We start from the raw sequence: 22513 nt of genomic DNA, 5'->3' as shown, positions 1-22513 counted from the left end.
TTCGCGTGTGAGTGAGCAGCCCCAGGAGCAGGTGACCGAGTCCGGTGCGGCGTCGTACGACGTGCACGCCGTCGAGGAGAAGTGGCTGCCTGTCTGGGACCGGCTCGAGGCGTTCCGTGCCGACGACGCGGTGGTGCTGGCGGGGGAGAAGCCCAAGTTCTACGGGCTGACGATGTTCCCCTACCCGTCCGGCGACCTGCACATGGGCCACGCCGAGGTCATGGCGCTGCACGACGTCATGTGCCGCTACAAGAAGTTCCGTGGCTTCGAGGTGCTCAACCCGATGGGCTGGGACTCCTTCGGCCTGCCCGCCGAGAACGCCGCGATCAAGAACGACGAGCACCCGGCGACGTACACCTACGCCAACATCGAGACGCAGTACGGCTCGTTCAAGAAGTACGGACTGAGCTTCGACTGGTCGCGCCGGCTGCACACCTCCGACCCGGAGTACTACCGCTGGACGCAGTGGCTGTTCCTCAAGCTGCGCGAGCAGGGCCTGGCCTACCGCAAGAACTCCCCGGTCAACTGGTGCCCCAACGACCAGACCGTGCTCGCCAACGAGCAGGTCCTGGCCGACGGCACCTGCGAGCGCTGCGGCGCCGAGGTGACCAAGAAGGAGCTCACGCAGTGGTACTTCCGCACCACCGCGTACGCCCAGGAGCTCTACGACTGCCTCGACGAGCTGCAGGACACCTGGATCGGCAAGGTCGTCAATGCCCAGCGCAACTGGATCGGGCGCTCCGAGGGGGCGCACGTCGCCTTCGACGTCGAGGGGCACGAGCCGATCACGGTCTTCACCACGCGTCCCGACACGCTGGTCGGCGCGACCTTCATGGTGGTCGCGGCCGACGCGAAGCTGGCGCAGCAGCTGGTGGCGCCGGACCGGGCGCAGGCGCTGGAGGACTACCTGGCCGAGGTGCGCAAGGCTTCCGACATCGACCGGCTCGCCACCGACCGGCCGAAGACCGGCGTCGACCTGGGCGTCACCGCCACCAACCCGCTGACCGGTGAGCAGATCCCGGTCTGGGCCGCCGACTACGTGCTGGCCGACTACGGCACCGGCGCGATCATGGCCGTGCCGGCCCACGACGACCGCGACCGCGAGTTCGCCGAGAAGTTCGGCCTCCCGATCGTGCCCGTGTACGACGAGGACGAGGCCTACGACAAGGCGGCGGCCGTCTCGGCGGCGATCGCCAAGATCGAGGCGAGCGGCCACGGCGAGGGCACCGTCAACTTCCGACTGCGCGACTGGCTGCTGTCGCGGCAGCGCTACTGGGGTGCCCCGATCCCGATCATCCACTGCCCCGTGGACGGCGAGGTCGCCGTACCGGAGGACCAGCTGCCGGTGCTGCTGCCGGAGCTCAAGGGTGCGGACCTGAAGCCGAAGGGCACCTCCCCGCTCGGTGGCGCGCGGGAGTGGGTCGAGGTCACCTGCCCGACCTGCGGCGGCCCGGCCGAGCGGGACACCGACACCATGGACACCTTCGTGGACTCGTCCTGGTACTTCTTCCGCTACCTGTCGCCCCGGGACGACACCCAGGCGTTCGACCCGGCGCTGGCCAAGGCCTGGGGCCCGATCGACTTCTACCTGGGCGGCGACGAGCACGCGGTGCTGCACCTGCTCTACGCGCGGTTCTTCACCAAGGCGCTGCGCGACATGGGCCTGATCGACTGGGACGAGCCGTTCTCGGCGTACCTCTCGCAGGGCAAGGTCATCAACAACGGCCGCAAGATGAGCAAGTCGCTCGGCAACGGCGTGAACCTGGGCTCGCAGCTGGACGAGTTCGGTGTCGACGCGGTGCGCCTGACGCTGGTCTTCGCGAGCCCCCCGGAGGACAACATCGACTGGGCGGATGTGTCGCCTGCCGGCTCGCTGCGCTTCCTGCAGCGCGCGTGGCGGCTCGCCGGTGACGTGACCTCCTCCGCCGGCGTGGACCTCGCCGGCGGCGACGCCGCGCTGCGCCGCGTGACGGCCCGGACGGTCCACGACGCCGAGCAGCTCGTCGAGAGCTACCGCTTCAACGTCGTCGTCGCGCGCGTGATGGAGCTGGTCAACGCGACCCGCAAGGCGATCGACTCCGGCTGCGGTCCGGCCGACCCGGCGGTGCGGGAGGCGGCCGAGACCGTGGCGATCCTGCTGTCGCTGGTGGCGCCGTACACCGCGGAGGAGATGTGGCAGCTGCTCGGGCACGAGCCGTCGGTGGCGCAGGCCGCGTGGCCGGTCGTGGACCCCGCGCTGCTCGTCGAGGAGTCCGTCACCGCGGTCGTCCAGATCCAGGGCAAGGTCAAGGGTCGGCTCGAGGTGGCGCCGGACATCTCCGAGGCCGACCTCGAGGCGCTCGCGCTCGCGGACGCCGACGTGGTCAAGGCCATCGACGGGCGCGAGGTACGTCGCGTCATCGTGCGGGCCCCCAAGCTCGTCAACATCGTCGTCTGATCGCGGCGGCCGCGAGTAGCCTGAAACGGTGCGCATCGGGATCGTGACCGACTCGACCGCCGAGCTGTCGGCGGCGGAGACGGAGGCGCTCGGCATCACGGTGGTGCCGCTGCAGGTGGTCGTCGACGACACGTCGTACGACGCGGGCTCACCGGAGGTCGCTCCGGACCGGCTCGCCGAGGCGCTGCGCGCCAAGCGCGCGGTCAGCACGTCGCGCCCGGCTCCCGCGGCGTTCGCCGAGGTCTACGAGCGGCTGGCCGCCGAAGGGGCCGAGGCGATCGTGTCGGTGCACCTCTCGGCCGAGGTCAGTGGCACGTTCGAGTCCGCCGAGCTGGCCGCCCGGTCGGCACCCGTCCCCGTCACCTGCGTCGACACCCGCCAGGTCGGCTTCGCCACGGGGTACGCCGTCGCGGCCGCCGCCGCCGTGGTGATCGCCGGCGGTTCGGCCGAGGACGCCGCGAAGGCCGCCGTGCTGCGGGCCGAGGCGGCGCGCACGCTGCTCTACGTCGACACCCTGGAGTACCTGCGCCGCGGCGGGCGGATCGGCGGTGCCTCCGCGGTTTTCGGGGGCGTGCTCGCCGTGAAGCCGCTGCTGGAGATCGAGGACGGCGTGATCGTCCCCGTGGCGAAGGTGCGCACGGCCGCGAAGGCCATCGCGCGGCTCGAGGAGCTCGCAGTGGAGGCCGCGGGCTGTGCCGCGGTCGAGGTGGGGGTGGCCCACCTCGCGTCGGCCGAGCGGGCGGAGGCGTTCACGGAGCGGCTCACCGCCCGGCTGGGTGACCGGGTCGTCGGTGAGGTGCGCTGCGTGGAGCTCGGCGGCGTCATCGGGGCGCACGTCGGGCCCGGGATGCTCGCCGTCTGCGTGGCGCCGGTGCTCTGACCGGTCGTCCCACCTGTCCCTGCCGTCACAAGGCGGGCCGTTCGTGGGCTGCCGGGCTGGGGAGGGCCGCGGCCGTCCACAGGCAGATCGCCGGGCCGGCGCGTGGTGTCGTCGGGCCTTCCTAGCGTGCTGGCATGCGTATCTCGCAGGGGAGCAGCGGTGCCGACTCCGCCGACCGGGCCGATCGGGCTGACCGGGCCGCCCAGCGGCTGGCCCAGCTCGCGGCCGCGATCGAGGGGCGTCCTCCCGTCGCCGAGGACGCCGAGGCCCGGCACGGACCGGACCTGACCGCGCCGCGGTGGGACGACCTGACCCGGGTGCGTGCCGCACCCGAGGAGCAGGCGGCCGAGCCGACCGTCGTACCCGAGCCGGGGCGGCACGCCACCCGCCGCCGGGAGACCGATCTCCGGGGTGCGGTGCGCTCGCGGTGGCCGGGCATCGCGGTGGTCGGTGCCCAGCACCTGGCCGTCCTGGCGCTCGCGGTGGCCGTGGTCATCGGCGGCACGGCGTGGTGGCTGCTGCGCGACCACGGCTCGGTGGTGCCGGTCGCGATGGCGAGCTCGTCACCGCTGGCGCCGGCGGATGCCTCGCCTGCCGCGCTGGAGCCGGCCGCGCCGACGGGTGCGACGTCCACGGCCACCTCCGCCGCTTCGGTGACGGTCGACGTCGTCGGCAAGGTCCGGCACCCCGGCATCGCGGTGCTGCGCCCCGGTGCGCGGGTCGTCGACGCGATCCGGGCTGCGGGTGGCGCACGCCGCGGGGTGGACCTGTCGTCGCTGAACCTCGCCCGGCCGCTCGTCGACGGCGAGCAGATCGCCGTGGGTGTCGCGGGCGCCGGCCCGTCGCCGGGCGTCGGTGGTGGAGCGGCTGGCGCGTCGGCCGCACCCGGTGCCCTGGTCAACCTCAACACCGCGACCCAGGAGCAGCTCGAAGCACTGCCCGAGGTCGGTCCGGTGACGGCGCAGGCGATCCTGGCCTACCGCGAGCAGAACGGCGGCTTCACCAGCGTGGACCAGCTCCTGGACGTCCAGGGCATCGGGGACAAGACGATGGCCCAGCTCGAGCCCTACGTCACCGTCTGATGCCCGACCGCCACGACCTGCGGATGCCGCTGCTCGGTGTGGCGGCGTGGGCGTCCGCCCTGGGCGCGTACGTCGGTGGGCCGGCGCCGTGGGTCGTGCTGGCCGTGCTGGCGCTGCTCGCCGGCCGCACCCGCGCTCCGCTGGCGTGCGCGGCGCTGGTGGTCGCGCTCGCCGTGGGCGGGGGAGTCGCGCTGCGGCACAGGGCCGTCGACACCAGCCCGCTGGCCGAGCTCGCGGCCCGGCGCGCGTCCGCCGACCTCGAGGCGACCGTGGTGTCGGACCCGCGGATCATCCACGGGACCTGGGGCGACACGGCCGTGGTGCGGATCCGTGTCCACCGGATCGGCGTCGGCGGAACGACGTACGCCGTGGGGGCGGCGGCGGTCGTGTTCGGCGACACCGACTGGGCCCAGGTCGGCTGGGGCGAGGTGGTCCGGCTGCACGGCCACCTCGCCCCCGCCGACGACCCGGACACCTCGGCCGTGGTCACCGGGCCCGACCCGCCGGTGCGGATCCGCGCGCCGGACCCGTGGTGGCGCGGCGCCGCGGCGGTGCGGCACGGCATCCGCGACGCGGTCGCCGGCCGTCCCGACCAGCAGGCCGCGCTCGTGGCCGGTCTGGTCGACGGCGACGACGCCGGGCTGACCCCGATCACCCAGGCGGACTTCCGCACGACCGGTCTGACCCACCTCACTGCGGTCAGCGGTACGAACCTCACCCTCATCGTGGGCTTCCTGCTGGTGGTGGCCCGGTGGGCGGGCGTCCGCGGCCGGTGGCTGCACCTGCTCGGGGTGGTCGGGATCGCCGGGTTCGTGCTGCTGGCCCGCACCGAGCCGAGCGTCCTGCGCGCGGCGGCGATGGGCACGGTCGGGCTGTTCGCGCTCGGCTCCGACGGTCGACGCCGTGGTCTGCGCGCCCTCGGTGTCGCGGTGGTCGCCCTGATGCTGCTCCAGCCTTCCCTGGCGGTGTCGGCGGGCTTCGCGCTGTCCGCTCTGGCGACGGCCGGGATCGTGCTGCTCGGCCCGCCGTTCCTCCGCGCCCTGGCGCGCTGGCTCCCGGCCTTCGCGGCCGAAGCGATCGCCGTTCCGCTCGCCGCCCAGCTCGCGTGCACGCCGGTGATCGCGGCGCTCTCCGGTCAGGTCAGCCTGGTCGCGGTCGCCGCGAACCTGCTCGCCGCTCCCGTCGTCGGGCCTGCCACGGTGCTCGGCCTGATCGGTGGGCTCGTGGACCTCGTCTGGCCGTGGGCGGGCCGGCTGCTGGCGTTCCCCGCCTCCTGGTGCGCCGGCTGGCTGCTGACGGTCGCACGACACGGCGCCGCTCTTCCCGGCGCCGCCATCGGCTGGAGCGCCACCGCGCTCTCGCTGATCGTGCTGACGCTGCTCTGCCTCGCGGCGGCGCTGGGTCTTCCGGCCCTGCTCCGGCGCCGACGATGGGCGCTGACCGCGTTCGTCCTCGGTGCTGCGTTCCTGGTCGGTCTCCCCGGCCGGATCTGGTCGCTGCCCGGGGGCTGGCCCCCGAAGGACTGGGTGATGGTGGCCTGCGACGTGGGCCAGGGTGACGGGCTGGCCCTGGCCGCCGGCCCCCATGCCGCGATCCTCGTCGACACCGGCCCGGACCCGACGGTCGAGGACCGCTGCCTCGACCGGCTCGGGATCCGCCAGGTCCCGCTGCTGGTGCTGACCCACTTCCACGCCGACCACATCGACGGGTTGAGCGGCGTGCTGTCCGGGCGACGCGTCGGCGAGGTCGAGACCACGGAGGTCCTCGACCCGCCTGCCGGGGTGCGGGAGGTCCAGGAGACGGCCGCGCGGGCCGGTGTCCCGGTCCGGCTGGCGCCGTACGGGCTCACCCGGCGCTACGGCGACGTGACCCTGCAGGTGCTCTACCCCGACCTCGCCCGTACCGAGCCCGGTGCGGGCGACGGCAGCTCGGCGAACAACGCCAGCGTGGTCCTGCTGGTCGAGTCGCACGGGCTGCGCCTGCTGCTCACCGGCGACGTCGAGCCGCCCGGCCAGGCCCAGCTCGCCCAGGCCTACCCGGGGCTCCACGTCGACGTGCTCAAGGTCCCGCACCACGGCTCCCGCTACCAGGACCCGGACTGGCTGGCCTCGCTGCATGCCCGGGTGGCCGTCATCTCGGTCGGCGCCGACAACGACTACGGGCACCCCGCGCAGAGCACCATCGACACCCTGCAGCGCGCCGGAGTCGAGGTCGCGCGCACCGACCAGGACGGGGGAGTCGCGGTGGTGGTCCGCGACGGCGGCCCGGCACTGGTCACCGGGAAGTGAGTCGGTGGTCGCCCCTAGACTTCGGGCCATGCGGGTCGACGAGGTGCTGGGGCGGATCATCCTCGTGACCGGCAAGGAGGAGTTCCTCGGGGCCCGGGTCGTCGCGCAGGTCAAGGAGGCCGTGCGCTCGCACGACGCCGAGGCCGAGGTCTCCGACGCGGTCGCCGGCGACCTCACCGGCGCCGGGCTGGACGAGCTGTCGGCGCCCTCCCTCTTCTCCGCGATCCGCTGCGTCGTGGTGCAAGGCCTGGAGAACCTCCCCGACGAGTCGGTCGAGGGCCTGCTGGCCTACGCCGCGGCACCGTCCGAGGACGTCGCCCTCGTCCTGGTCCACGGCGGTGGCCAGAAGGGCAGCGGTGTGCTCACCAAGCTGCGCAAGCTGGCTGCGGTCACCGAGCACAAGTCCGAGGAGCTCAAGCCCTCGGAGTTCCCGCAATTCGTGGCCTCCGAGCTGCGCCGGCACGGCGCGAGCGCCGACCGCGAGGCCGCCGACGTGCTGGTCGAGGCGGTCGGCCGCGACCTCCGGTCCCTGGCCGCCGCCGCCGACCAGCTGGCCAGCGACTTCCCCGGGGAGAAGATCACCGAGGAGAAGGTACGTCGCTACTTCGGCGGCCGCGCCGAGGCGAAGTCCTTCGCGGTCGCGGACGCCGCCTTCGCCGGGCGCACGCAGGTGGCCCTCGAGGAGCTCCGCTGGGCACTGGACACAGGCACCCCGGCGGTCCTGGTCACCTCCGCCTTCGCGGGGAGCGTCCGCGGCCTGGCCCGCTTCACCGGTGCCCCGCGGGGCATGCGCGACGCCGACCTGGCCCGCGAGGTCGGCGTACCTCCCTGGAAGCTGCGCACGATCCGCGACCAGGCCCGGTCCTGGAACGAGCCCGGCCTCGCCCGGGCGATCCGCGCCGTCGCCCAGGCCGACGCCGACATCAAGGGCGCCGCCAGTGACGCGTCGTACACGCTCGAGCGGCTCGTCCTCACCATCACCGGCCTGCGCTCCGGCCGCTGATCGCGCTACCCCACAAAAAGCAAGAAGCCGCCCCGAGGGGCGGCTTGATGCTGAAGAGCTACGTCAGAGGGACGCGGCCTTCTTGCTGATGGCCGACTTGCGGTTCGCAGCCTGGTTCTTGTGGATGACGCCCTTGGAGACGGCCTTGTCGAGGAGGCGGTTCGCGGTCTTGCCGGCCTCGATCGCGGTGTCCTTGTCGCCGGCCTCGGCCGCCTCGCGGAACTTGCGGACGGCGGACTTCAGACCGGTCTTGACGGCCTTGTTGCGCTCGCGCGCCTTCTCGTTCTGCTTGTTGCGCTTGATCTGCGACTTGATGTTCGCCATGAGGTTCCGGGTGACCCTTCCTTGATGCCTGAATTGCGGTGAGACGCGCTCTCCCGGCCACTCTGGGGATGAGAGGGGAGGGGCCTCGAACACGCAGCCAGAAACGTTACCAGCGCGAGCGTCAGTCTCCGAATCGCCAGCCGCGCCGCTCGGCCAGCCAGTCCAGGAGAACGTCACGCTGCCAGGCCTGCGCCCGCCGCACGTAGGGCGACGTCGAGGGAGCGGGCTGGGCGGCGCTGTGCGCGAAGTAGCCCAGCACCAGGGCCAGCACGGTGTCGATGTCGTCGGCCGCGACGGCCGACAGCAGCGGGTGGGCGGCGATGTGGGCCTCGACGTCGAGGCCGTCCCCGCGGGGGCCGACCAGCAGGATCAGCGAGTCCAGCCAGGCGGCGCCCATCACCGGCCAGTTCCAGTCGCACAGCGCCATCGACCCGTCGCGGCGGACGATCAGGTTGTCGTCGCGTACGTCGGCGTGGACGAGCGTGTCCCCGGCGACCACCTCCGCGAACCGCGTGGCGAGGGCCTGGCACTCGGCGGCGAACGGCAGGTCGATCCTGTCCCACAGGCCCGGCCAGTCCGCCCAGTCGTCCACCGCCCGATCCAGGCCCAGGCCCGGTGCCGGGGTGAGCAGGGTCGCCGCTGCGACCAGCAGGTCGGAGGCCGCCGCCAGCTCGGCCGGGTCCCACGGACGCTGCGGTGCCCGGCCGTCGACGTACTCGGTCTCCAGCAGCATCCAGTCCTCGAACTCCTCGGCCCACAGCAGGCGGGGAGCGAGCGACGAGGGCGGGAGCGAGCGGAGCCGACGGGCCTCGATCCGGTACGACTCGGCGAACGCCCGCTGGGCCTTCACCGATGCCGCCTTGATGAAGTGACGGGTGCCGTCGGTGCCCAGGAGCACCGAGGCGAATCCGGGCGTGTAGCCACCGCCCTGGGAGACGGCGTGCTCGACCGTCGTACCGATGCGGTCCTCGACCCGCCGGCGGACCGCCGGGGGGAGGTGCACCCAGTCGAGACGCCGGGCGGTGCGGCCGTGCGGCAGAGGGTCCGGGATCCGGGCGGCGCGCTCCGTGGTCACCCGGCCATCCTGTCAGGCCGGCCGCACGCCCCGCTCACCTCATCGGGGCGACGGGGACAGTGTCGTCGTGTGCAGGGCGGCGCCGTCGACGCCGCGGAGGGTCACGGTGAGCTCGCCGGACGCCGCGTCGATCGTGACCTGCCCGAAGTACTGGTAGCCCTCGAGCGGCGACACGCTCGGGCGCGGCGGCGCGGCGACGAAGACGGCCTCCGGGCCGAACGTCGGGTCGAGGGTGTTCGGCCCGAAGCCGCCGGCGTTGAGCGGACCCGACACGAACTCCCAGAACGGGTCGAAGTCCTGGTACGCCGCGCGGTCGGGCGAGTAGTGGTGGGCGGCCGTGTAGTGGACGTCGGCCGTCAGCCACACGTGGTTGCGGACGCTGGCGCGCTGGAACGCCGTCAGCACGCGGGCCAGCTGCATCTCCCGGCCGGAGGGGGCGCCGGCCACACCGTTGGAGATGCTCTCCTCGTTCGGCCTGCCCTCGGTCCCGTCGGGGACGACGAGCCCGAGCGGCAGGTCGTTGGCGATGACCTTCCAGGTGGCCCGCGAGGACGTGACCCCGTCGATCAGCCACTTCTCCTGCTCGGCGCCGAGGATGCCGCCGTCGTCGACGGTCTCGACGTCGGTCGTGTTGGGGTCCTTGTGGCTGCGCATGTCGAGGATGAACAGGTCGAGCAGAGGACCGAAGGAGAGCCTCCGGTAGACGCGGCCGAGCCGGTCCGGCGAGCCGCTCCCGACCGGGATCCACTCGTGGAAGGCCTGCCGGGCCAGCGGAACGAGGTCGTCGACCTTGGTGCCGGCCGGGAACCCGGCACGACCCTCGAGGACCTCGCCGGGGTACCAGTTGTTGAGCACCTCGTGGTCGTCCCACTGCGCGATGATCGCGGTCTCGCCCAGGAGTGCGCGGTAGTTGTCGGCCATCATGTTGTAGCGGTACTGACCGCGGAAGTCGGCGAGCGTGGTCGAGACCGCCGTCTTCTCCTCGATCACCAGGTTCCGCCAGGTGCGTCCGTCCGGCAGCGTCACCGTCGCGGAGACCGGGCCGTCGGCGTAGCAGTTGTCCCCGGAGCTGAGGAAGAAGTCGGCGTTCGCCGCGCGCATCGCGTCGGCGATCCGGTAGCCGCCGAGGTCGGGGTTGACGCCCCAGCCCTGGCCGGCGATGTCGCCGGACCAGATGAAGGAGATGTCGCGGCGGTCGGCCACACCGCTGCGGAAGGTGCCGCTGACGGCCTCCGAGGTCGCCCGGTGGTCGGACAGGTCGACGGCGGTGATGCGGTAGTGGAGCTGCTCGCCCGAGGGCAGACCACGCACCGGGATCCGGCCGGTGAAGTCGGTGTCCGGGGTCACGACCGGCCCGGACACGACCCGGGACCGACGGAAGTCGGGGTCGCGCGAGATCTCGGCGACCAGGCGCGCCGGGCGGTCGGCTCGCGACCACAGGGTGACCTGACCGCCGACCGGGTCGCCGGCCTGGACGCCGTGGGTGAGGATCGGCCGATCGGCCCGCACGAGGCCGGCCGCGGTCCGGCGGACGACCGCGTCCGCCGTACCGCCGATGAGGGTGGCGCCGGCTCCGAGGGCTGCTGCGCCGAGGACCGTCCGGCGTCCGAGTGTCGTCATGCGGCCCACCCAACCGAGCCGGGGAGAACGGCGGGCGAGCGCCAGTTGAACCGTCCGGGAGGTGTCGGCGTACGCCGGCGAATTCCTCCCGCCCACGCGTTGTTGCGACAATGGGCGGACCATGCCCGCTGTGCCTTCCTCCGCCGCCCCCCAGCCGGGCCGCACCGACCCGTCGGTCATCCGCAACTTCTGCATCATCGCGCACATCGACCACGGCAAGTCGACCCTCGCCGACCGGATGCTGCAGCTCACCGGCGTCGTCGGCGAGCGCGAGGCGAAGGCGCAGTACCTGGACCGGATGGACATCGAGCGCGAGCGCGGCATCACCATCAAGTCCCAGGCCGTCCGGATGCCGTGGGGCGTCGCCGAGGGCAACGAGCGGGGCGCCGAGCCCGGCACCTACGTGCTCAACATGATCGACACCCCGGGCCACGTCGACTTCACCTACGAGGTGAGCCGCAGCCTGCAGGCGTGCGAGGCCGCGATCCTGCTGGTCGACGCCGCCCAGGGCATCGAGGCCCAGACGCTCGCCAACCTCTACCTGGCGATGGGCGCGGACCTGCACATCATCCCGGTGCTCAACAAGATCGACCTGCCCAGCGCCAACGTCGAGAAGTACGCCGAGGAGCTGGCCCACCTGGTCGGCTGCGAGGTCGAGGACGTGCTCCTCACCTCCGCCAAGACCGGCCTCGGCGTCGAGGCGCTCCTCGACGAGATCGTCAAGCAGGTCCCTCCGCCGGTCGGCGACGCCGACGCCCCGGCCCGCGCGCTGATCTTCGACTCCGTCTACGACACCTACCGCGGCGTGGTGACCTACGTCCGGGTCGTCGACGGCAGCCTCAAGCACCGCGACAAGATCAAGATGATGTCGACCAACGCGCTGCACGAGATGCTCGAGGTCGGCGTCATCAGCCCGGAGCCGCTCAAGGCGACCGAGCTCGGCGTGGGGGAGACCGGCTACCTGATCACCGGGGTGAAGGACGTCCGCCAGTCCCGCGTGGGTGACACGGTCACGGTCAACAGCAACCCGGCGACCGAGCCCCTCGGCGGCTACGAGCACCCCAACCCGATGGTGTACGCCGGCCTCTACCCGATCGACGGCGACGACTACCCGGTCCTCCGCGACGCGCTCGAGAAGCTGCAGCTCAACGACGCCGCGCTGACCTTCGAGCCGGAGACCTCCGGCGCGCTGGGCTTCGGCTTCCGCTGTGGCTTCCTCGGGCTGCTGCACATGGAGATCACCCGCGAGCGGCTCGAGCGCGAGTTCAACCTCGACCTGATCTCGACCGCCCCGAACGTGGTCTACGCGGTCACGATGGACGACGGCACCGAGCACGTCGTGACCAACCCGAGCGAGTACCCCGAGGGGAAGATCGCCGAGGTGCGCGAGCCGATCGTGAACGCGACGGTCCTCTCGCCGAGCGACTACATCGGCACGATCATGGAGCTGTGCCAGCAGAAGCGCGGCACGCTGCAGGGCATGGACTACCTGTCCGAGGACCGCGTCGAGATGCGCTACATCCTGCCGATGGGCGAGATCGCGTTCGACTTCTTCGACCAGCTCAAGTCGAAGACGAAGGGCTACGCGAGCCTCAACTACGAGTTCTCGGGCGACCAGGCTGCCGACCTGGTCAAGGTCGACATCCTGCTGCAGGGCGAGCCCGTGGACGCGTTCTCGGCGATCGTGCACAAGGAGGCGGCGTACTCCTACGGCCTGATGATGGCCGGGAAGCTCAAGGAGCTCATCCCGCGCCAGCAGTTCGAGGTCCCGATCCAGGCCGCGATCGGCGCCCGGGTGATCGCCCGCGAGACGATCCGCGCGATCCGCAAGGACGTCCTCGCCAAGTGCTACGGCGGCGACATCACCCGCAAGCGCAAGCTGCTGGAGAAGCAGAAGGAGGGCAAGAAGCGGATGAAGATGGTCGGCCGCGTCGAGGTCCCCCAGGAGGCCTTCGTGGCCGCGCTCTCCACCACCCAGCCGAGCGGGGACAAGCCCAAGAAGTGAGCGCCCGGTCCGCCGCGATCCTCGAGGAGTGGCGGCTGTCGCCGGACGGCCCCGCTGTCGACGGTACGACGGCGGAGGTGCTGCCGGTCCTCACCGACACCGGAGAGCGGGCGGTCCTCAAGGTCGGCCGCGAGCGGACCGACGAGCACCTCGCCCTCCAGCGCTGGGCAGGCAGGGGAGCGGTCCGGCTGCTGCGCGCCGACCCCGGCCGTGGGGCGCTGCTCCTCGAACGCCTCGGTCCCGAGGACCTCGCGGAGCACTGGGACGTCCAGGCGTGCGAGTACGTCGGCGATCTCTACCGGTTGCTCCACGTGCCGGCCGGCCCGCAGCTCACCCGGCTGTCGTTCCTGTGCGCGAGCTGGGCCGACGAGCTCGCCGCTGCCGAGCTGCCGGTGCCACGCCGCGTGGTCGACCACGCCCGAGCCCTGGCGCGCGACCTCGCCCGCGACGAGGCGACCGACGGAGTGCTGGTCCACACCGATCTGCACGGCGGTCACGTCCTCGCAGCGGCGGACGCCGACGGCTGGCGCGCCATCGCGCCGCGACCGATCTCGGGCGACCCGCACTACGAGCCGGCCCCCCTGCTGTGGACGCGGTGGGACGAGCTCGAGGGCCGGGTCCGCGCCGGCGTACGCGACCGCTTCCTGGCCGTCGTCGACGCGGCCGGGCTCGACGAGGACCGCGCCCGGGACTGGGTGATCGTGCGGTCCGTCGTCGCGGTGCTGGACGAGGTCCGCGACAGCTCCACGCCGGACAAGGCACGGATCACGGCCATGCTGGCGATCGCGAAGGCCGTCCAGGACTGAGCGCGCGCTACCGTCGAAGGGGTGGCGACTCCAGGACGCAAGCGGGCCTACTTCGTGCTCATGGGGACGTGCGTGCTGCTCATCGTGCTCGCGTGGTTCGTGGTCCGGCTCTTCTCCACACCCGCGGCCATCGCGATGAGCGTGGTGGCGGCCGTGCTGCCTCCCATCGCTGCCATCACGGCGAACTGGCGCGAGGACAGCGACGGCTGAGAATTCCTCCGCGACGCTGCAACCGGGACCGGCGTCGGCGCGTCAACAGTGGTGTCCGCACAGACTTCCCGGGAGGAACCCCATGATGAGGAACGCGACCCGCGTCCTGCTCTCCACGCTCGCCCTCGGCGCCGTCGTGGCTGCCGCCTCGAGCGGTACGGCGAACGCCACCGACCAGACCCGGGCCTCGACGCTCGACCACACCGCCCGGGCCGTCGTCCGGCCCGTCACGAGCGCAGGCACGCCGGTCGCCGGCTACACGGTGCACCGCGAGGCGGGGTCCACCGACTGCTCGTTCCAGGCCACCACGTCGGTCAGCGGCAAGGTGGACACCTGCCTCCCGACGGCGTACTACTTCCCGTCCTGCTGGAAGTCCGCGAACCACACGGCGCTCTGCCTGCGCCACGTGTCGGACACCAGGCTGGTGCGGATCCGCTACAGCGGCACCTTCGCCGCAAGGACTGCGGTGCGGCACCCCTCGCCGCAGCGGTTGAGGCTGGTCGGCGGCGCGACCTGCGACGTCCGGATCGGCGGAGCGTGGGGCGTCGTGCCCAGCCACCCCGACTGGGTGGGCTGGTACTCCTGCACCAACGGCTCCGTCTACGGCCCGCCCGACGGTGACGGCGTCGACCGGTCGGAGCCGGTCTGGCGGGTCCACCTGGTGACCAACGACGGCACCGTGGTGACCCGCCGGGTCGCCAAGGCGACGTACGTCGGCACGGCGAGCTGAGCCGACACCCGAAAACCAACGAGAAGCCGCGCCATGCACTGAGAGAGAATCGGTGCATGGCGCGGATCGTCTCTGTGAATGTCGGTCGCCCGGTCGAGGTCGACTGGGCCGGATCGGTCGGTCGCAGCTCGATCGACAAACGGCCGGTCGTCGGCCCTGTCGAGGTCCTCCCGCTCGGGCTCGTCGGCGACTCGGTGTCCGACATCGACCACCACGGCGGCCGCGACCAGGCCGTCTACGCCTACTCCCGCGAGGACATCGACTTCTGGGTCGAGGAGCTCGGACAGCCGATCCGACCGGGCCAGTTCGGCGAGAACCTGACCACCGAGGGCATCGACCTCAACGCCGCGATCATCGGCACCCGGCTCCGGATCGGCACGGCCCTGCTCGAGATCTGCTCGATCCGCACGCCGTGCAACACCTTCAAGGGCTGGCAGGCCGCGAGCGGGTACGACGACACCCACTGGGTCAAGCGCTTCATGCAGGCCCGGCGACCCGGTCCCTACCTCCGCGTCCTCGAGACGGGCGCCCTCGCGGCCGGCGACCCGATCACCGTCGAGTCGGTACCGGACCACGGGATCAGCGTCGTCGACCTCTTCGTCGCGGTGAACCTCGACCACCGACGGCTGCCGGAGCTGGCCGTGATCGACGACCTCGCCGCCGAACCGAGCCGCAAGCTCGCCGCCCACCTCGAACGCGCCTGATTGCTACCGGCCGGTACAAAGAGCGCGCGGGTGCTCTAGGTTGGGGGCGTTGTCCCCCTCTCGTTCCGAACGTTCAGGAGCCTCAGTGGCCGTCAGCTTCGACACCAGCTTCCTCGACCGGATGCCGCAGAACTGCGCGGCGCAGTTCCTCGACCGCGTCGAGATGAACCCCGAGAAGGAGGCGTTCCGCTTCCCCGTCGGCGAGAAGTGGGAGTCCCGCACCTGGCGCCAGGCCGGTGACGAGGTACGCCGCCTCGCGGCCGGCCTGCTGTCGCTCGGCCTGCAGCAGGAGCAGCGCGTCGGCATCGCCTCGAACACCAACTACGAGTGGATCCTGGCCGACCTCGCCAACATGTGCGCCGGCGCTGCGACGACGACGGTCTACCCGTCCACCAACGCCGAGGACACGGCGTACATCCTCAGCGACTCCGAGTGCCGCTTCGCGTTCCTCGAGGACGAGTCCCAGCTGGCCAAGGTGCGCGAGCGCCGCGACGAGATCCCCGGCCTGGAGAAGGTCATCGTCTTCGACGCCTCGTGCGCCGACGGCGACTGGGTGATCGGCATGGACGACCTCAAGGCGCTGGGCGAGAAGCACCTCGCCGAGCACCCCACGGCCATCGACGACCTCGCCAAGGCGATCCCGGCCGACCAGCTCTGCATGCTCGTCTACACCTCGGGCACCACCGGCAAGCCGAAGGGCGTGCGCTCGGTCCACCGGGCCTGGGTCTTCGAGGGCGAGGCCATCAAGGCGCAGAACATCCTCAGCACCGACGACCTCGAGTTCCGCTGGCTGCCGATGTCGCACGTCTTCGGCAAGGTGCTGATGTCGAGCCAGCTCGCCTGCGGCTTCGCGTGCGCGATCGACGGCCGGGTCGACCGGATCGTCGACAACCTGGGCATCGTCAAGCCGACCTTCATGGGCGCCGCGCCGCGCATCTTCGAGAAGGCCTACGCCCGCATCATCACGATGCAGCAGGCCGAGGGCGGCCTGAAGGAGAAGCTGTTCAACCGCGCCTTCGCCGTCGGCCTGAAGTACGACGAGGCCGTGCGTGCGGGCAAGGTCAGCCCGCTGCTCAAGCTCGAGCACGACCTGTTCGACAAGCTGGTCTTCAGCAAGGTCCGTGAGCGCTTCGGCGGCCGCGTCCGCTTCTTCATCTCCGGTTCCGCGGCCCTCAACGCCGACATCGCGGCCTGGTTCCACGCGGCGGGCATCCTCATCCTCGAGGGATACGGCATGACCGAGAACGCCGCGGGCGCCACGGTCAACCACCCGGACCACTACAAGATGGGCACCGTCGGGCTGCCTATCCCGGGGACCGAGGTCCGCATCGACGAGAGCGGCGAGGTCCAGCTCAAGGGCCCGCACCTGATGGTCGGCTACCACAACCGCCCCGACGCCACGGCCGAGGCGATGACCGCTGACGGCTGGCTGCGCACCGGTGACAAGGGCGAGCTCGACGCCGACGGGTTCCTGCGGATCACCGGCCGGATCAAGGAGCTCTTCAAGACCTCCGGCGGCAAGTACGTCGCCCCGCCGGCCATCGAAGCCAAGATGAAGACGATCTGCCCCTACGTCAGCCAGTTCATGGTCTTCGGCGCCGAGCGCAACTTCGTCTCCGCCCTGGTGACCCTGGACCCCGACGAGATCGCCGGCTGGGCCGCGCAGAACGGTCTGGAGGGTGCGTCGTACACCGACCTCGCCCGCAACGCGAAGGTCAAGGAGATGATCGGCGAGTACGTCGACCAGCTCAACGCCTCGCTGAACCGGTGGGAGACCATCAAGAAGTGGGAGCTGCTCGACCACGACCTGACCATCGAGTCCGGTGAGCTCACCCCCTCCCTCAAGGTCAAGCGTGCCGTCGTCGAGGCGAACAACAAGGACCTGATCGACAGCTTCTACGGAGGCTGATGACCCTCGGGTTCTACGTCCACGTGCCGTTCTGCTCGGTGCGCTGCGGCTACTGCGACTTCAACACCTACACCGCCCTTGAGCTGGGCGGTGGCGGGTCGCAGGCCGAGTACGCCGGGCAGGCGGTCGCCGAGGTCGCGCTGGCCGCACGGGCGCTGGCCGGGCGGCAGGTCGACACCGTCTTCTTCGGGGGCGGTACGCCGACCCAGCTGCCCGCCGCCGACCTGGTGACGATCCTCGGGGCCATCGACTCCTCGGTCGGTCTCGCGCCCGGCGCCGAGGTGACCACGGAGGCCAACCCCGACTCGGTGACCCCGGAGTCGCTGGCGGCGCTGCGCGAGGGCGGCTTCAACCGGATCTCCTTCGGCATGCAGTCCGCCGTCCCGCACGTGCTGCGGGTCCTCGACCGCACCCACGACCCCGAGCGGGTGCCGCGCGTGGTCGCATGGGCGCGCGAGGCGGGCTTCGAGCAGATCAGCCTGGACCTGATCTACGGCACGCCGGGGGAGTCGGCCGACGACTGGCAGACGTCGCTCGATGCGGCGCTCGCCTGCGAGCCCGACCACGTGTCGGCGTACTCGTTGATCGTGGAGGAGGGCACCGCCCTCGGCCGGCGCGTCCGGAGGGGCGAGCTGCCGATGCCCGACGAGGACGACCTGGCGGACAAGTACGCCCAGGGCGACCGGGCCCTCCGCGCCGCCGGGCTGGAGTGGTACGAGGTCTCCAACTGGGCGCGCGACGACGCGGCCCGCTGCCGGCACAACATCGGCTACTGGCGCAGCGGCGACTGGTGGGGCATCGGCCCCGGCGCCCACTCGCACCTGGACGGCCGGCGCTGGTGGAACGTCAAGCACCCCCGTGCGTACGCCGAGCGCCTCGCCGCGGGGGAGTCGCCCGAGGCCGACTCGGAGGTCCTCGACGCCGAGACGCGACGGGTCGAGCGGGTCCTGCTCGAGGTCCGGCTGCGCGACGGGCTGTCGGTCGGCGTGCTCGACGACGCCGGCCGCGCCGCCCTTCCGGACCTCGCGGCCCGCGGCCTGATCCACGACCCCGCCGATGGCCTGGTCCGCCTCACCGACGCCGGCCGCTTGCTGGCCGACGGTGTCGTGCGGGAGCTGGTGTAGCCCCGTCGTACCTGACCAACGCGTTGGGTTCGTCGCCGAAATCCAACGCGTTGGTCAGGTACGACGCGACCTCAGGTGGTCACGAAGTCGATGAGCTCCTCGACCCGCCCCAGCAGAGCCGGCTCGAGGTCGTCGAAGGAGCCGACGCGGCCGAGGATGGTCTGCCAGGCGCGGGCGATGTCGGCCTGGTCGGCGTACGGCCAGCCGAGGTGGCGGCACACGCCCTTCTTCCACTCGATGTCGCGGGGGATGGTGGGCCACTCGCGCAGCCCGAGCCGGTCCGGCTTGACGGCCTGCCAGACATCGACGAAGGGGTGGCCGACGATGAGCACGCTGTCGCCGTACGGACCGCGCGCGATCGACTCGGCTATCCGCGACTCCTTGGAGCCCGCGACCAGGTGGTCGACGAGCACACCGACCTTGCGGTCCGGGCCGGGGCCGAACTCGGCGAGGTGACCGGCCAGGTCGTCGACGCCGCCCAGGTACTCCACGACGACACCCTCGATCCGGAGGTCGTCGCCCCAGACCTTCTCGACCAGCTCGGCGTCGTGCCGGCCCTCGACGAAGATCCTGCTCGCGCGCGCCACGCGCGCCCGGGCGTCGTGGACGGCGATGGAGCCGGAGGCGGTGCGGGCGGGCTTCGCCGGCGCGGCGAGCCGCACCGGAGGGGTGAGGATGACCGGCTTGCCCTCGAGCAGGAAGCCCGGCCCCAGCTCGAAGGTACGACGCTTGCCGCGCCGGTCCTCGAGCGTGACGGTGGCGATGTCCCGGTCGACCGCGACGATCTCGCCGCACCAGTCGGTCATGACCTCCTCGACGACCAGGCCGATGTCGGCGGGCATCTCGACCGCGCGCCCGCGCTTGGGCACCTTCCAGTCGCCGCTGAGTACGTCGGTGCCATAGCGATCCACGTCCGGAAACGCTAGGCGCTCGCGCGGGCGCTCCGGGGTCGGCGCGCCGGACGCGACGTGCGTCACTGCTCCTGCGGTGCGCTGCCGGTCTGGACCCCCTGCGCGCCGTCCTGCCCGTCCTCGTCCTCCGGGTCCAGCAGGCCGTCCGCCGTCTCGCCCGGCGGCAGCCCCTCCGCGAGCGGGTTGTCCTCGCCGGCGACGAGGTCCTCGGGCAGCGCCTCGTCGGGGACGCCCATCGGGGCCTCGCTCGAAGCCGCGCTGGGGTCGTCGGTGGGGTCGTCGGTGGGGTCGGTGGTCCGGTCGTCGGTCTGGTGCTCCTGGGGTTCGCTCATGTGCGGGGCGGTACCCGATCGCGCCGGCGGCAGTCGTCACGGTGAACCGTGGGACGTCACGCGATAGACTTGGCACTCGTTCGTGGTGAGTGCCAGGGTTGGAGGACGGAGGTGGGCATGCAGGAGGAACGACGGCTCGCCGTGCTCCGCGCGATCGTGGAGGACTACGTCGCGACCGAGGAGCCGGTCGGCTCCAAGGCGCTGGTCGAGCGGCACGGTCTCAACGTGAGCCCCGCGACGATCCGCAACGACATGGCGGCGCTCGAGGACGAGGGCTACCTCGCCCAGCCGCACACCAGTGCGGGCCGGGTGCCGACCGACAAGGGCTACCGGCTCTTCGTCGACCGGCTCTCCACGGTCAAGCCCATGAGTGCGCCGGAGCGGCGCGCCATCTCGGCCTTCCTCGACGGGGCCGTCGACCTCGACGACGTCGTCAACCGGTCGGTGCGGCTGCTGGCGCAGCTGACGCACCAGGTCGCCGTGGTCCAGTACCCCACGCTGTCGCGCAGCACGGTGCGCCACGTCGAGCTGGTCGCGCTCAACCCCGACCGCCTGCTGGTCATCCTGATCCTCAGCACCGGCCGGGTCGAGCAGCGGCTGGTCGAGCTCGGCCACGAGCTCTCCGAGGACGAGATCGCCCGGCTCCGCAGCCGGGTCAACCTCGCCGCCACCGGTGAGCAGATCGCCGACGCGGTGACGGCCCTCAACGCGCTCGTCGACGACGACGTACCCACCGACCAGGCGACCGCGGGCGTGGTGACGGCTCTGGTCGAGGCGATGAGCGACCACCGCTCCGACGCGCGGGTCGCCGTCGGCGGCACCTCCAACCTGGCGCGGTTCGGTGACAGCTTCGAGACCTCGGTGCGGCCGCTGCTGGAGGCGATCGAGGAGCACGTCGTGCTGCTCACGCTGCTGGGCGAGGCCACGACCGACGGCGCCGTGATGGTCCGTATCGGCGCCGAGGGACCCTACGAGCAGCTGTCCGCGACCAGCGTGGTCGCCAGCGGCTACGGCCCGTTGACCACCCAGGGAGAGGCCCTCGCCACGCTCGGCGTCGTGGGCCCGACCCGCATGGACTACCCCGGAACGATGTCGGCGGTGCGCGCCGTGGCCAGCTACGTCTCGCGCATCCTCGACTGAGCTCACGCAGAAAGAGAACCGTGTCCCAGGACCCCTACGAGCTGCTCGGCGTCGCACGCGACGCCGACGCGGACACCATCAAGAAGGCCTACCGGAAGCTGGCCCGTCAGCTGCACCCGGACGTCAACCCCGACCCCGAGGCGCAGGAGCGCTTCAAGCAGGTCTCGGTCGCGTACGAGGTGCTCTCCGACCCGCAGAAGCGCGCCGCGTTCGACCGCGGCGGTGACCCGTTCGGTGGCGGAGGGTTCGGTCAGGGCGCGGGCTTCTCCTTCACCGACATCATGGATGCCTTCTTCGGCGGCTCCGCCGGAGGCGGTGGGGGTGGGCGCGGCCCGCGCTCGCGGGTACGCCGCGGCCAGGACGCCCTGATCCGCCTCGAGATCGAGCTGGCGGAGGCCGCGTTCGGCGTCAACAAGGAGCTCAAGGTCGACACCGCCGTGCGCTGCTCCACCTGCAGCGGCTCCGGCGCCGCGCCCGGCTCGCAGCCGGTGACCTGCGAGACCTGCCACGGCCAGGGTGAGGTCGCGCACGTGCAGCGGTCCTTCCTGGGCGAGATCCGCACCCTGCGCGCCTGCCCGACCTGCCGCGGCTTCGGCACGGTCATCCCCGACCCCTGCCGGGAGTGCTCCGGCGAGGGCCGGGTCCGCTCGCGCCGCACGCTCACCGTCAAGATCCCCGCCGGCGTCGACACCGGCACCCGCGTCCAGCTCGCCGAGCAGGGCGAGGTCGGTCCCGGCGGTGGCCCCGCCGGCGACCTGTACGTCGAGATCCAGGTCGCCCCGCACCGGACCTTCACCCGGCACGGCAGCGACCTGCACTGCACCGTGGCGCTGCCGATGACGGCGGCCGCGCTGGGCACGACCATCAGCCTCCCGACCCTCGAGGCCGACCTGGAGACCAGCGCCGACTCCGGCGTCGAGACCGCGTTCGACCTGGCGGTGCCGGCCGGCACCCAGTCCGGGCACGAGGTCACGATGCGCGGCCGGGGTGTCCCGGGCCTGCGCGGCGGTCGCGGCGACATGATCGTCACCGTCGCCGTCGAGACCCCGACCCGCCTCGACCCGCGGCAGGAGGAGCTGCTCCGCGAGCTCGCGGCCGTCCGCGGCGAGGAGCAGCCGACCGGCGACGTACGACCGGCTCACAAGACGATGTTCGGCCGGTTGCGGGACGCGTTCGGCACCCACTGACATGACGCTCCCGCAGCACCTCGTGCCGTCCCTCGACGGCGTCGCGCCCGGCTCCACCGTGGTGGTGGAGGGCGACGAGGCCCACCACGCCGTCGTCGTACGACGGCTGCGGGTCGGCGAGGAGCTGCAGCTGTGCGACGGCCTCGGGCGGGTCGCGCTCGGCTCGGTCGCGGCCACGACGAAGCGGTCCTTCGACGTGACTGTCGCGGACGTCCGGGACCACCCCGAGCCGAGCCCGCGGATCACCGTCGTCCAGGCGCTGCCCAAGGGGGAGCGCGGCGAGCTGGCCGTCGAGGTGCTGACCGAGATCGGCGTCGCGCGGATCATCCCGTGGGCGGCGACGCGCAGCGTCGCGGTCTGGAAGGGCGAGCGGGCAGCGAAGTCCCACGCCAAGTGGGCCGCCACCGCTCGGGAGGCGGCGAAGCAGTCGCGGCGCGCGTGGCACCCGGAGGTGGACCCGCTGGCAGCCACCCGCGACGTCGTGGAGCTCGTCGCCCAGGCCGACCTGGCGGTCGTGCTGCACGAGGACGCCAGCGAGCCGCTGGCCGCGCTCGCCGTACCGGACCGTGGCGACATCGTCGTGGTGGTCGGGCCCGAGGGCGGGCTCACCGACGAGGAGGTCGCGCTCCTGGTGGGCGCAGGGGGAGTGTCGACCCGGCTCGGTGCCGAGGTCCTGCGGACGTCCACGGCCGGGCTCGCGGCGAGTGCCGCGCTGCTGGCCCAGACTCCGCGCTGGGGCTGATCTC

The 22513-nt window shown here is 72.2% G+C and carries 20 protein-coding genes; 15 read left to right on the top strand and 5 right to left on the bottom strand.

Annotated elements, in window-relative coordinates:
* Positions 1-7 precede the first annotated feature (7 nt).
* The 5 genes from leuS (at position 8) to holA (ending at position 7690) form a co-directional block, all read left to right on the top strand.
* Positions 8-2437 carry a leucine--tRNA ligase gene (gene leuS, locus ACYVAQ_RS11850; protein ID WP_460789662.1) on the top strand — a complete coding sequence of 810 codons (2430 nt, stop codon included), beginning with the start codon at positions 8-10 and terminating at the stop codon, positions 2435-2437.
* Positions 2438-2465: 28 nt separating this feature from the next.
* The gene (locus ACYVAQ_RS11845; RefSeq protein ID WP_460789660.1) at positions 2466-3317 is read left to right on the top strand and encodes a DegV family protein; all 852 of its coding nucleotides are present in this window, start codon (positions 2466-2468) and stop codon (positions 3315-3317) included.
* Positions 3318-3451: 134 nt separating this feature from the next.
* On the top strand, positions 3452-4399 hold the full coding sequence (locus ACYVAQ_RS11840) for a helix-hairpin-helix domain-containing protein (protein ID WP_460789657.1): 948 nt from the start codon (positions 3452-3454) through the stop codon (positions 4397-4399).
* Positions 4399-6687, top strand: coding sequence for a ComEC/Rec2 family competence protein (locus tag ACYVAQ_RS11835; RefSeq protein ID WP_460789655.1), 2289 nt, complete (start codon positions 4399-4401; stop codon positions 6685-6687). Before ACYVAQ_RS11840 ends, ACYVAQ_RS11835 begins: the two co-directional genes overlap by 1 nt.
* Before the next feature lie 28 nt (positions 6688-6715).
* The gene (gene holA / locus ACYVAQ_RS11830) at positions 6716-7690 is read left to right on the top strand and encodes a DNA polymerase III subunit delta (RefSeq protein WP_460789652.1); all 975 of its coding nucleotides are present in this window, start codon (positions 6716-6718) and stop codon (positions 7688-7690) included.
* 63 nt (positions 7691-7753) lie between these two features.
* On the opposite strand, the gene rpsT is transcribed toward holA, so the two are convergent.
* From rpsT to ACYVAQ_RS11815, 3 genes are all read right to left on the bottom strand, one after another.
* Positions 7754-8014: a 30S ribosomal protein S20 gene (gene rpsT / locus ACYVAQ_RS11825; protein WP_460789650.1), complete on the bottom strand. Its 261-nt coding sequence runs from the start codon at positions 8012-8014 to the stop codon at positions 7754-7756.
* A gap of 121 nt (positions 8015-8135) precedes the next feature.
* On the bottom strand, positions 8136-9089 hold the full coding sequence (locus ACYVAQ_RS11820) for a phosphotransferase family protein (protein WP_460789647.1): 954 nt from the start codon (positions 9087-9089) through the stop codon (positions 8136-8138).
* A 39-nt stretch (positions 9090-9128) separates the two neighbouring features.
* Positions 9129-10709 carry an alkaline phosphatase D family protein gene (locus ACYVAQ_RS11815; RefSeq protein ID WP_460789645.1) on the bottom strand — a complete coding sequence of 527 codons (1581 nt, stop codon included), beginning with the start codon at positions 10707-10709 and terminating at the stop codon, positions 9129-9131.
* 121 nt (positions 10710-10830) lie between these two features.
* On the opposite strand from ACYVAQ_RS11815, the gene lepA reads away from it, so the two are divergent.
* From lepA to hemW, 7 genes are all read left to right on the top strand, one after another.
* Positions 10831-12714, top strand: coding sequence for a translation elongation factor 4 (gene lepA, locus ACYVAQ_RS11810; protein WP_460789643.1), 1884 nt, complete (start codon positions 10831-10833; stop codon positions 12712-12714).
* On the top strand, positions 12711-13520 hold the full coding sequence (locus tag ACYVAQ_RS11805) for an aminoglycoside phosphotransferase family protein (RefSeq protein ID WP_460789641.1): 810 nt from the start codon (positions 12711-12713) through the stop codon (positions 13518-13520). The genes lepA and ACYVAQ_RS11805 overlap by 4 nt, the downstream gene beginning before the upstream one ends.
* 21 nt (positions 13521-13541) lie before the next feature.
* Positions 13542-13730 carry a DUF3099 domain-containing protein gene (locus tag ACYVAQ_RS11800; RefSeq protein WP_460789639.1) on the top strand — a complete coding sequence of 63 codons (189 nt, stop codon included), beginning with the start codon at positions 13542-13544 and terminating at the stop codon, positions 13728-13730.
* A gap of 85 nt (positions 13731-13815) precedes the next feature.
* Entirely contained in the window at positions 13816-14460 is a 645-nt protein-coding gene (locus ACYVAQ_RS11795; protein WP_460789637.1) for a hypothetical protein, read from the top strand.
* A 56-nt stretch (positions 14461-14516) separates the two neighbouring features.
* The gene (locus ACYVAQ_RS11790) at positions 14517-15164 is read left to right on the top strand and encodes an MOSC domain-containing protein (RefSeq protein WP_460789634.1); all 648 of its coding nucleotides are present in this window, start codon (positions 14517-14519) and stop codon (positions 15162-15164) included.
* 85 nt (positions 15165-15249) lie between these two features.
* On the top strand, positions 15250-17073 hold the full coding sequence (locus ACYVAQ_RS11785; protein ID WP_460789632.1) for an AMP-dependent synthetase/ligase: 1824 nt from the start codon (positions 15250-15252) through the stop codon (positions 17071-17073).
* Positions 17073-18197, top strand: a complete 1125-nt coding sequence (hemW, locus tag ACYVAQ_RS11780) for a radical SAM family heme chaperone HemW (RefSeq protein ID WP_460789630.1) — start codon at positions 17073-17075, stop codon at positions 18195-18197. The genes ACYVAQ_RS11785 and hemW overlap by 1 nt, the downstream gene beginning before the upstream one ends.
* A gap of 71 nt (positions 18198-18268) precedes the next feature.
* Here the strand turns inward: hemW and ACYVAQ_RS11775 are convergent, their stop codons facing one another.
* Positions 18269-19108, bottom strand: a complete 840-nt coding sequence (locus ACYVAQ_RS11775) for a DUF3097 domain-containing protein (protein ID WP_460789628.1) — start codon at positions 19106-19108, stop codon at positions 18269-18271.
* 62 nt (positions 19109-19170) lie between these two features.
* Positions 19171-19440 carry a hypothetical protein gene (locus ACYVAQ_RS11770; RefSeq protein ID WP_460789625.1) on the bottom strand — a complete coding sequence of 90 codons (270 nt, stop codon included), beginning with the start codon at positions 19438-19440 and terminating at the stop codon, positions 19171-19173.
* A gap of 117 nt (positions 19441-19557) precedes the next feature.
* Between ACYVAQ_RS11770 and hrcA the strand changes: the two genes are divergently transcribed.
* Genes hrcA through ACYVAQ_RS11755 form a run of 3 tightly spaced genes read left to right on the top strand, consistent with a single transcriptional unit; the run spans position 19558 to position 22509 of the window.
* Positions 19558-20580, top strand: a complete 1023-nt coding sequence (gene hrcA / locus ACYVAQ_RS11765) for a heat-inducible transcriptional repressor HrcA (protein ID WP_460789623.1) — start codon at positions 19558-19560, stop codon at positions 20578-20580.
* A gap of 20 nt (positions 20581-20600) precedes the next feature.
* A complete protein-coding gene (dnaJ, locus tag ACYVAQ_RS11760; RefSeq protein ID WP_460789620.1) occupies positions 20601-21767 on the top strand; it encodes a molecular chaperone DnaJ in 1167 nt (388 codons plus the stop codon).
* Between the two features lies 1 nt (position 21768).
* Positions 21769-22509 carry a 16S rRNA (uracil(1498)-N(3))-methyltransferase gene (locus tag ACYVAQ_RS11755; protein ID WP_460789618.1) on the top strand — a complete coding sequence of 247 codons (741 nt, stop codon included), beginning with the start codon at positions 21769-21771 and terminating at the stop codon, positions 22507-22509.
* Positions 22510-22513 lie beyond the last annotated feature (4 nt).

Source organism: Nocardioides maradonensis (assembly GCF_054777115.1).
Note: the sequence above shows the minus strand (reverse complement) of the source record. Positions and strands in the feature narration are given on the sequence as shown.

Bases quoted from the DNA above. Each gene is read 5' to 3' on its own strand.
- hrcA (WP_460789623.1), top strand. From the start codon at position 19,558: ATGCAGGAGGAACGACGGCTCGCCGTGCTCCGCGCGATCGTGGAGGAC.
- ACYVAQ_RS11840 (WP_460789657.1), top strand. From the start codon at position 3,452: ATGCGTATCTCGCAGGGGAGCAGCGGTGCCGACTCCGCCGACCGGGCC.
- rpsT (WP_460789650.1), bottom strand. From the start codon at position 8,014: ATGGCGAACATCAAGTCGCAGATCAAGCGCAACAAGCAGAACGAGAAG.
- lepA (WP_460789643.1), top strand. From the start codon at position 10,831: ATGCCCGCTGTGCCTTCCTCCGCCGCCCCCCAGCCGGGCCGCACCGAC.
- ACYVAQ_RS11755 (WP_460789618.1), top strand. From the start codon at position 21,769: ATGACGCTCCCGCAGCACCTCGTGCCGTCCCTCGACGGCGTCGCGCCC.
- holA (WP_460789652.1), top strand. From the start codon at position 6,716: ATGCGGGTCGACGAGGTGCTGGGGCGGATCATCCTCGTGACCGGCAAG.
- ACYVAQ_RS11795 (WP_460789637.1), top strand. From the start codon at position 13,816: ATGAGGAACGCGACCCGCGTCCTGCTCTCCACGCTCGCCCTCGGCGCC.
- ACYVAQ_RS11790 (WP_460789634.1), top strand. From the start codon at position 14,517: ATGGCGCGGATCGTCTCTGTGAATGTCGGTCGCCCGGTCGAGGTCGAC.
- ACYVAQ_RS11815 (WP_460789645.1), bottom strand. From the start codon at position 10,709: ATGACGACACTCGGACGCCGGACGGTCCTCGGCGCAGCAGCCCTCGGA.
- ACYVAQ_RS11770 (WP_460789625.1), bottom strand. From the start codon at position 19,440: ATGAGCGAACCCCAGGAGCACCAGACCGACGACCGGACCACCGACCCC.
- hemW (WP_460789630.1), top strand. From the start codon at position 17,073: ATGACCCTCGGGTTCTACGTCCACGTGCCGTTCTGCTCGGTGCGCTGC.
- ACYVAQ_RS11835 (WP_460789655.1), top strand. From the start codon at position 4,399: ATGCCCGACCGCCACGACCTGCGGATGCCGCTGCTCGGTGTGGCGGCG.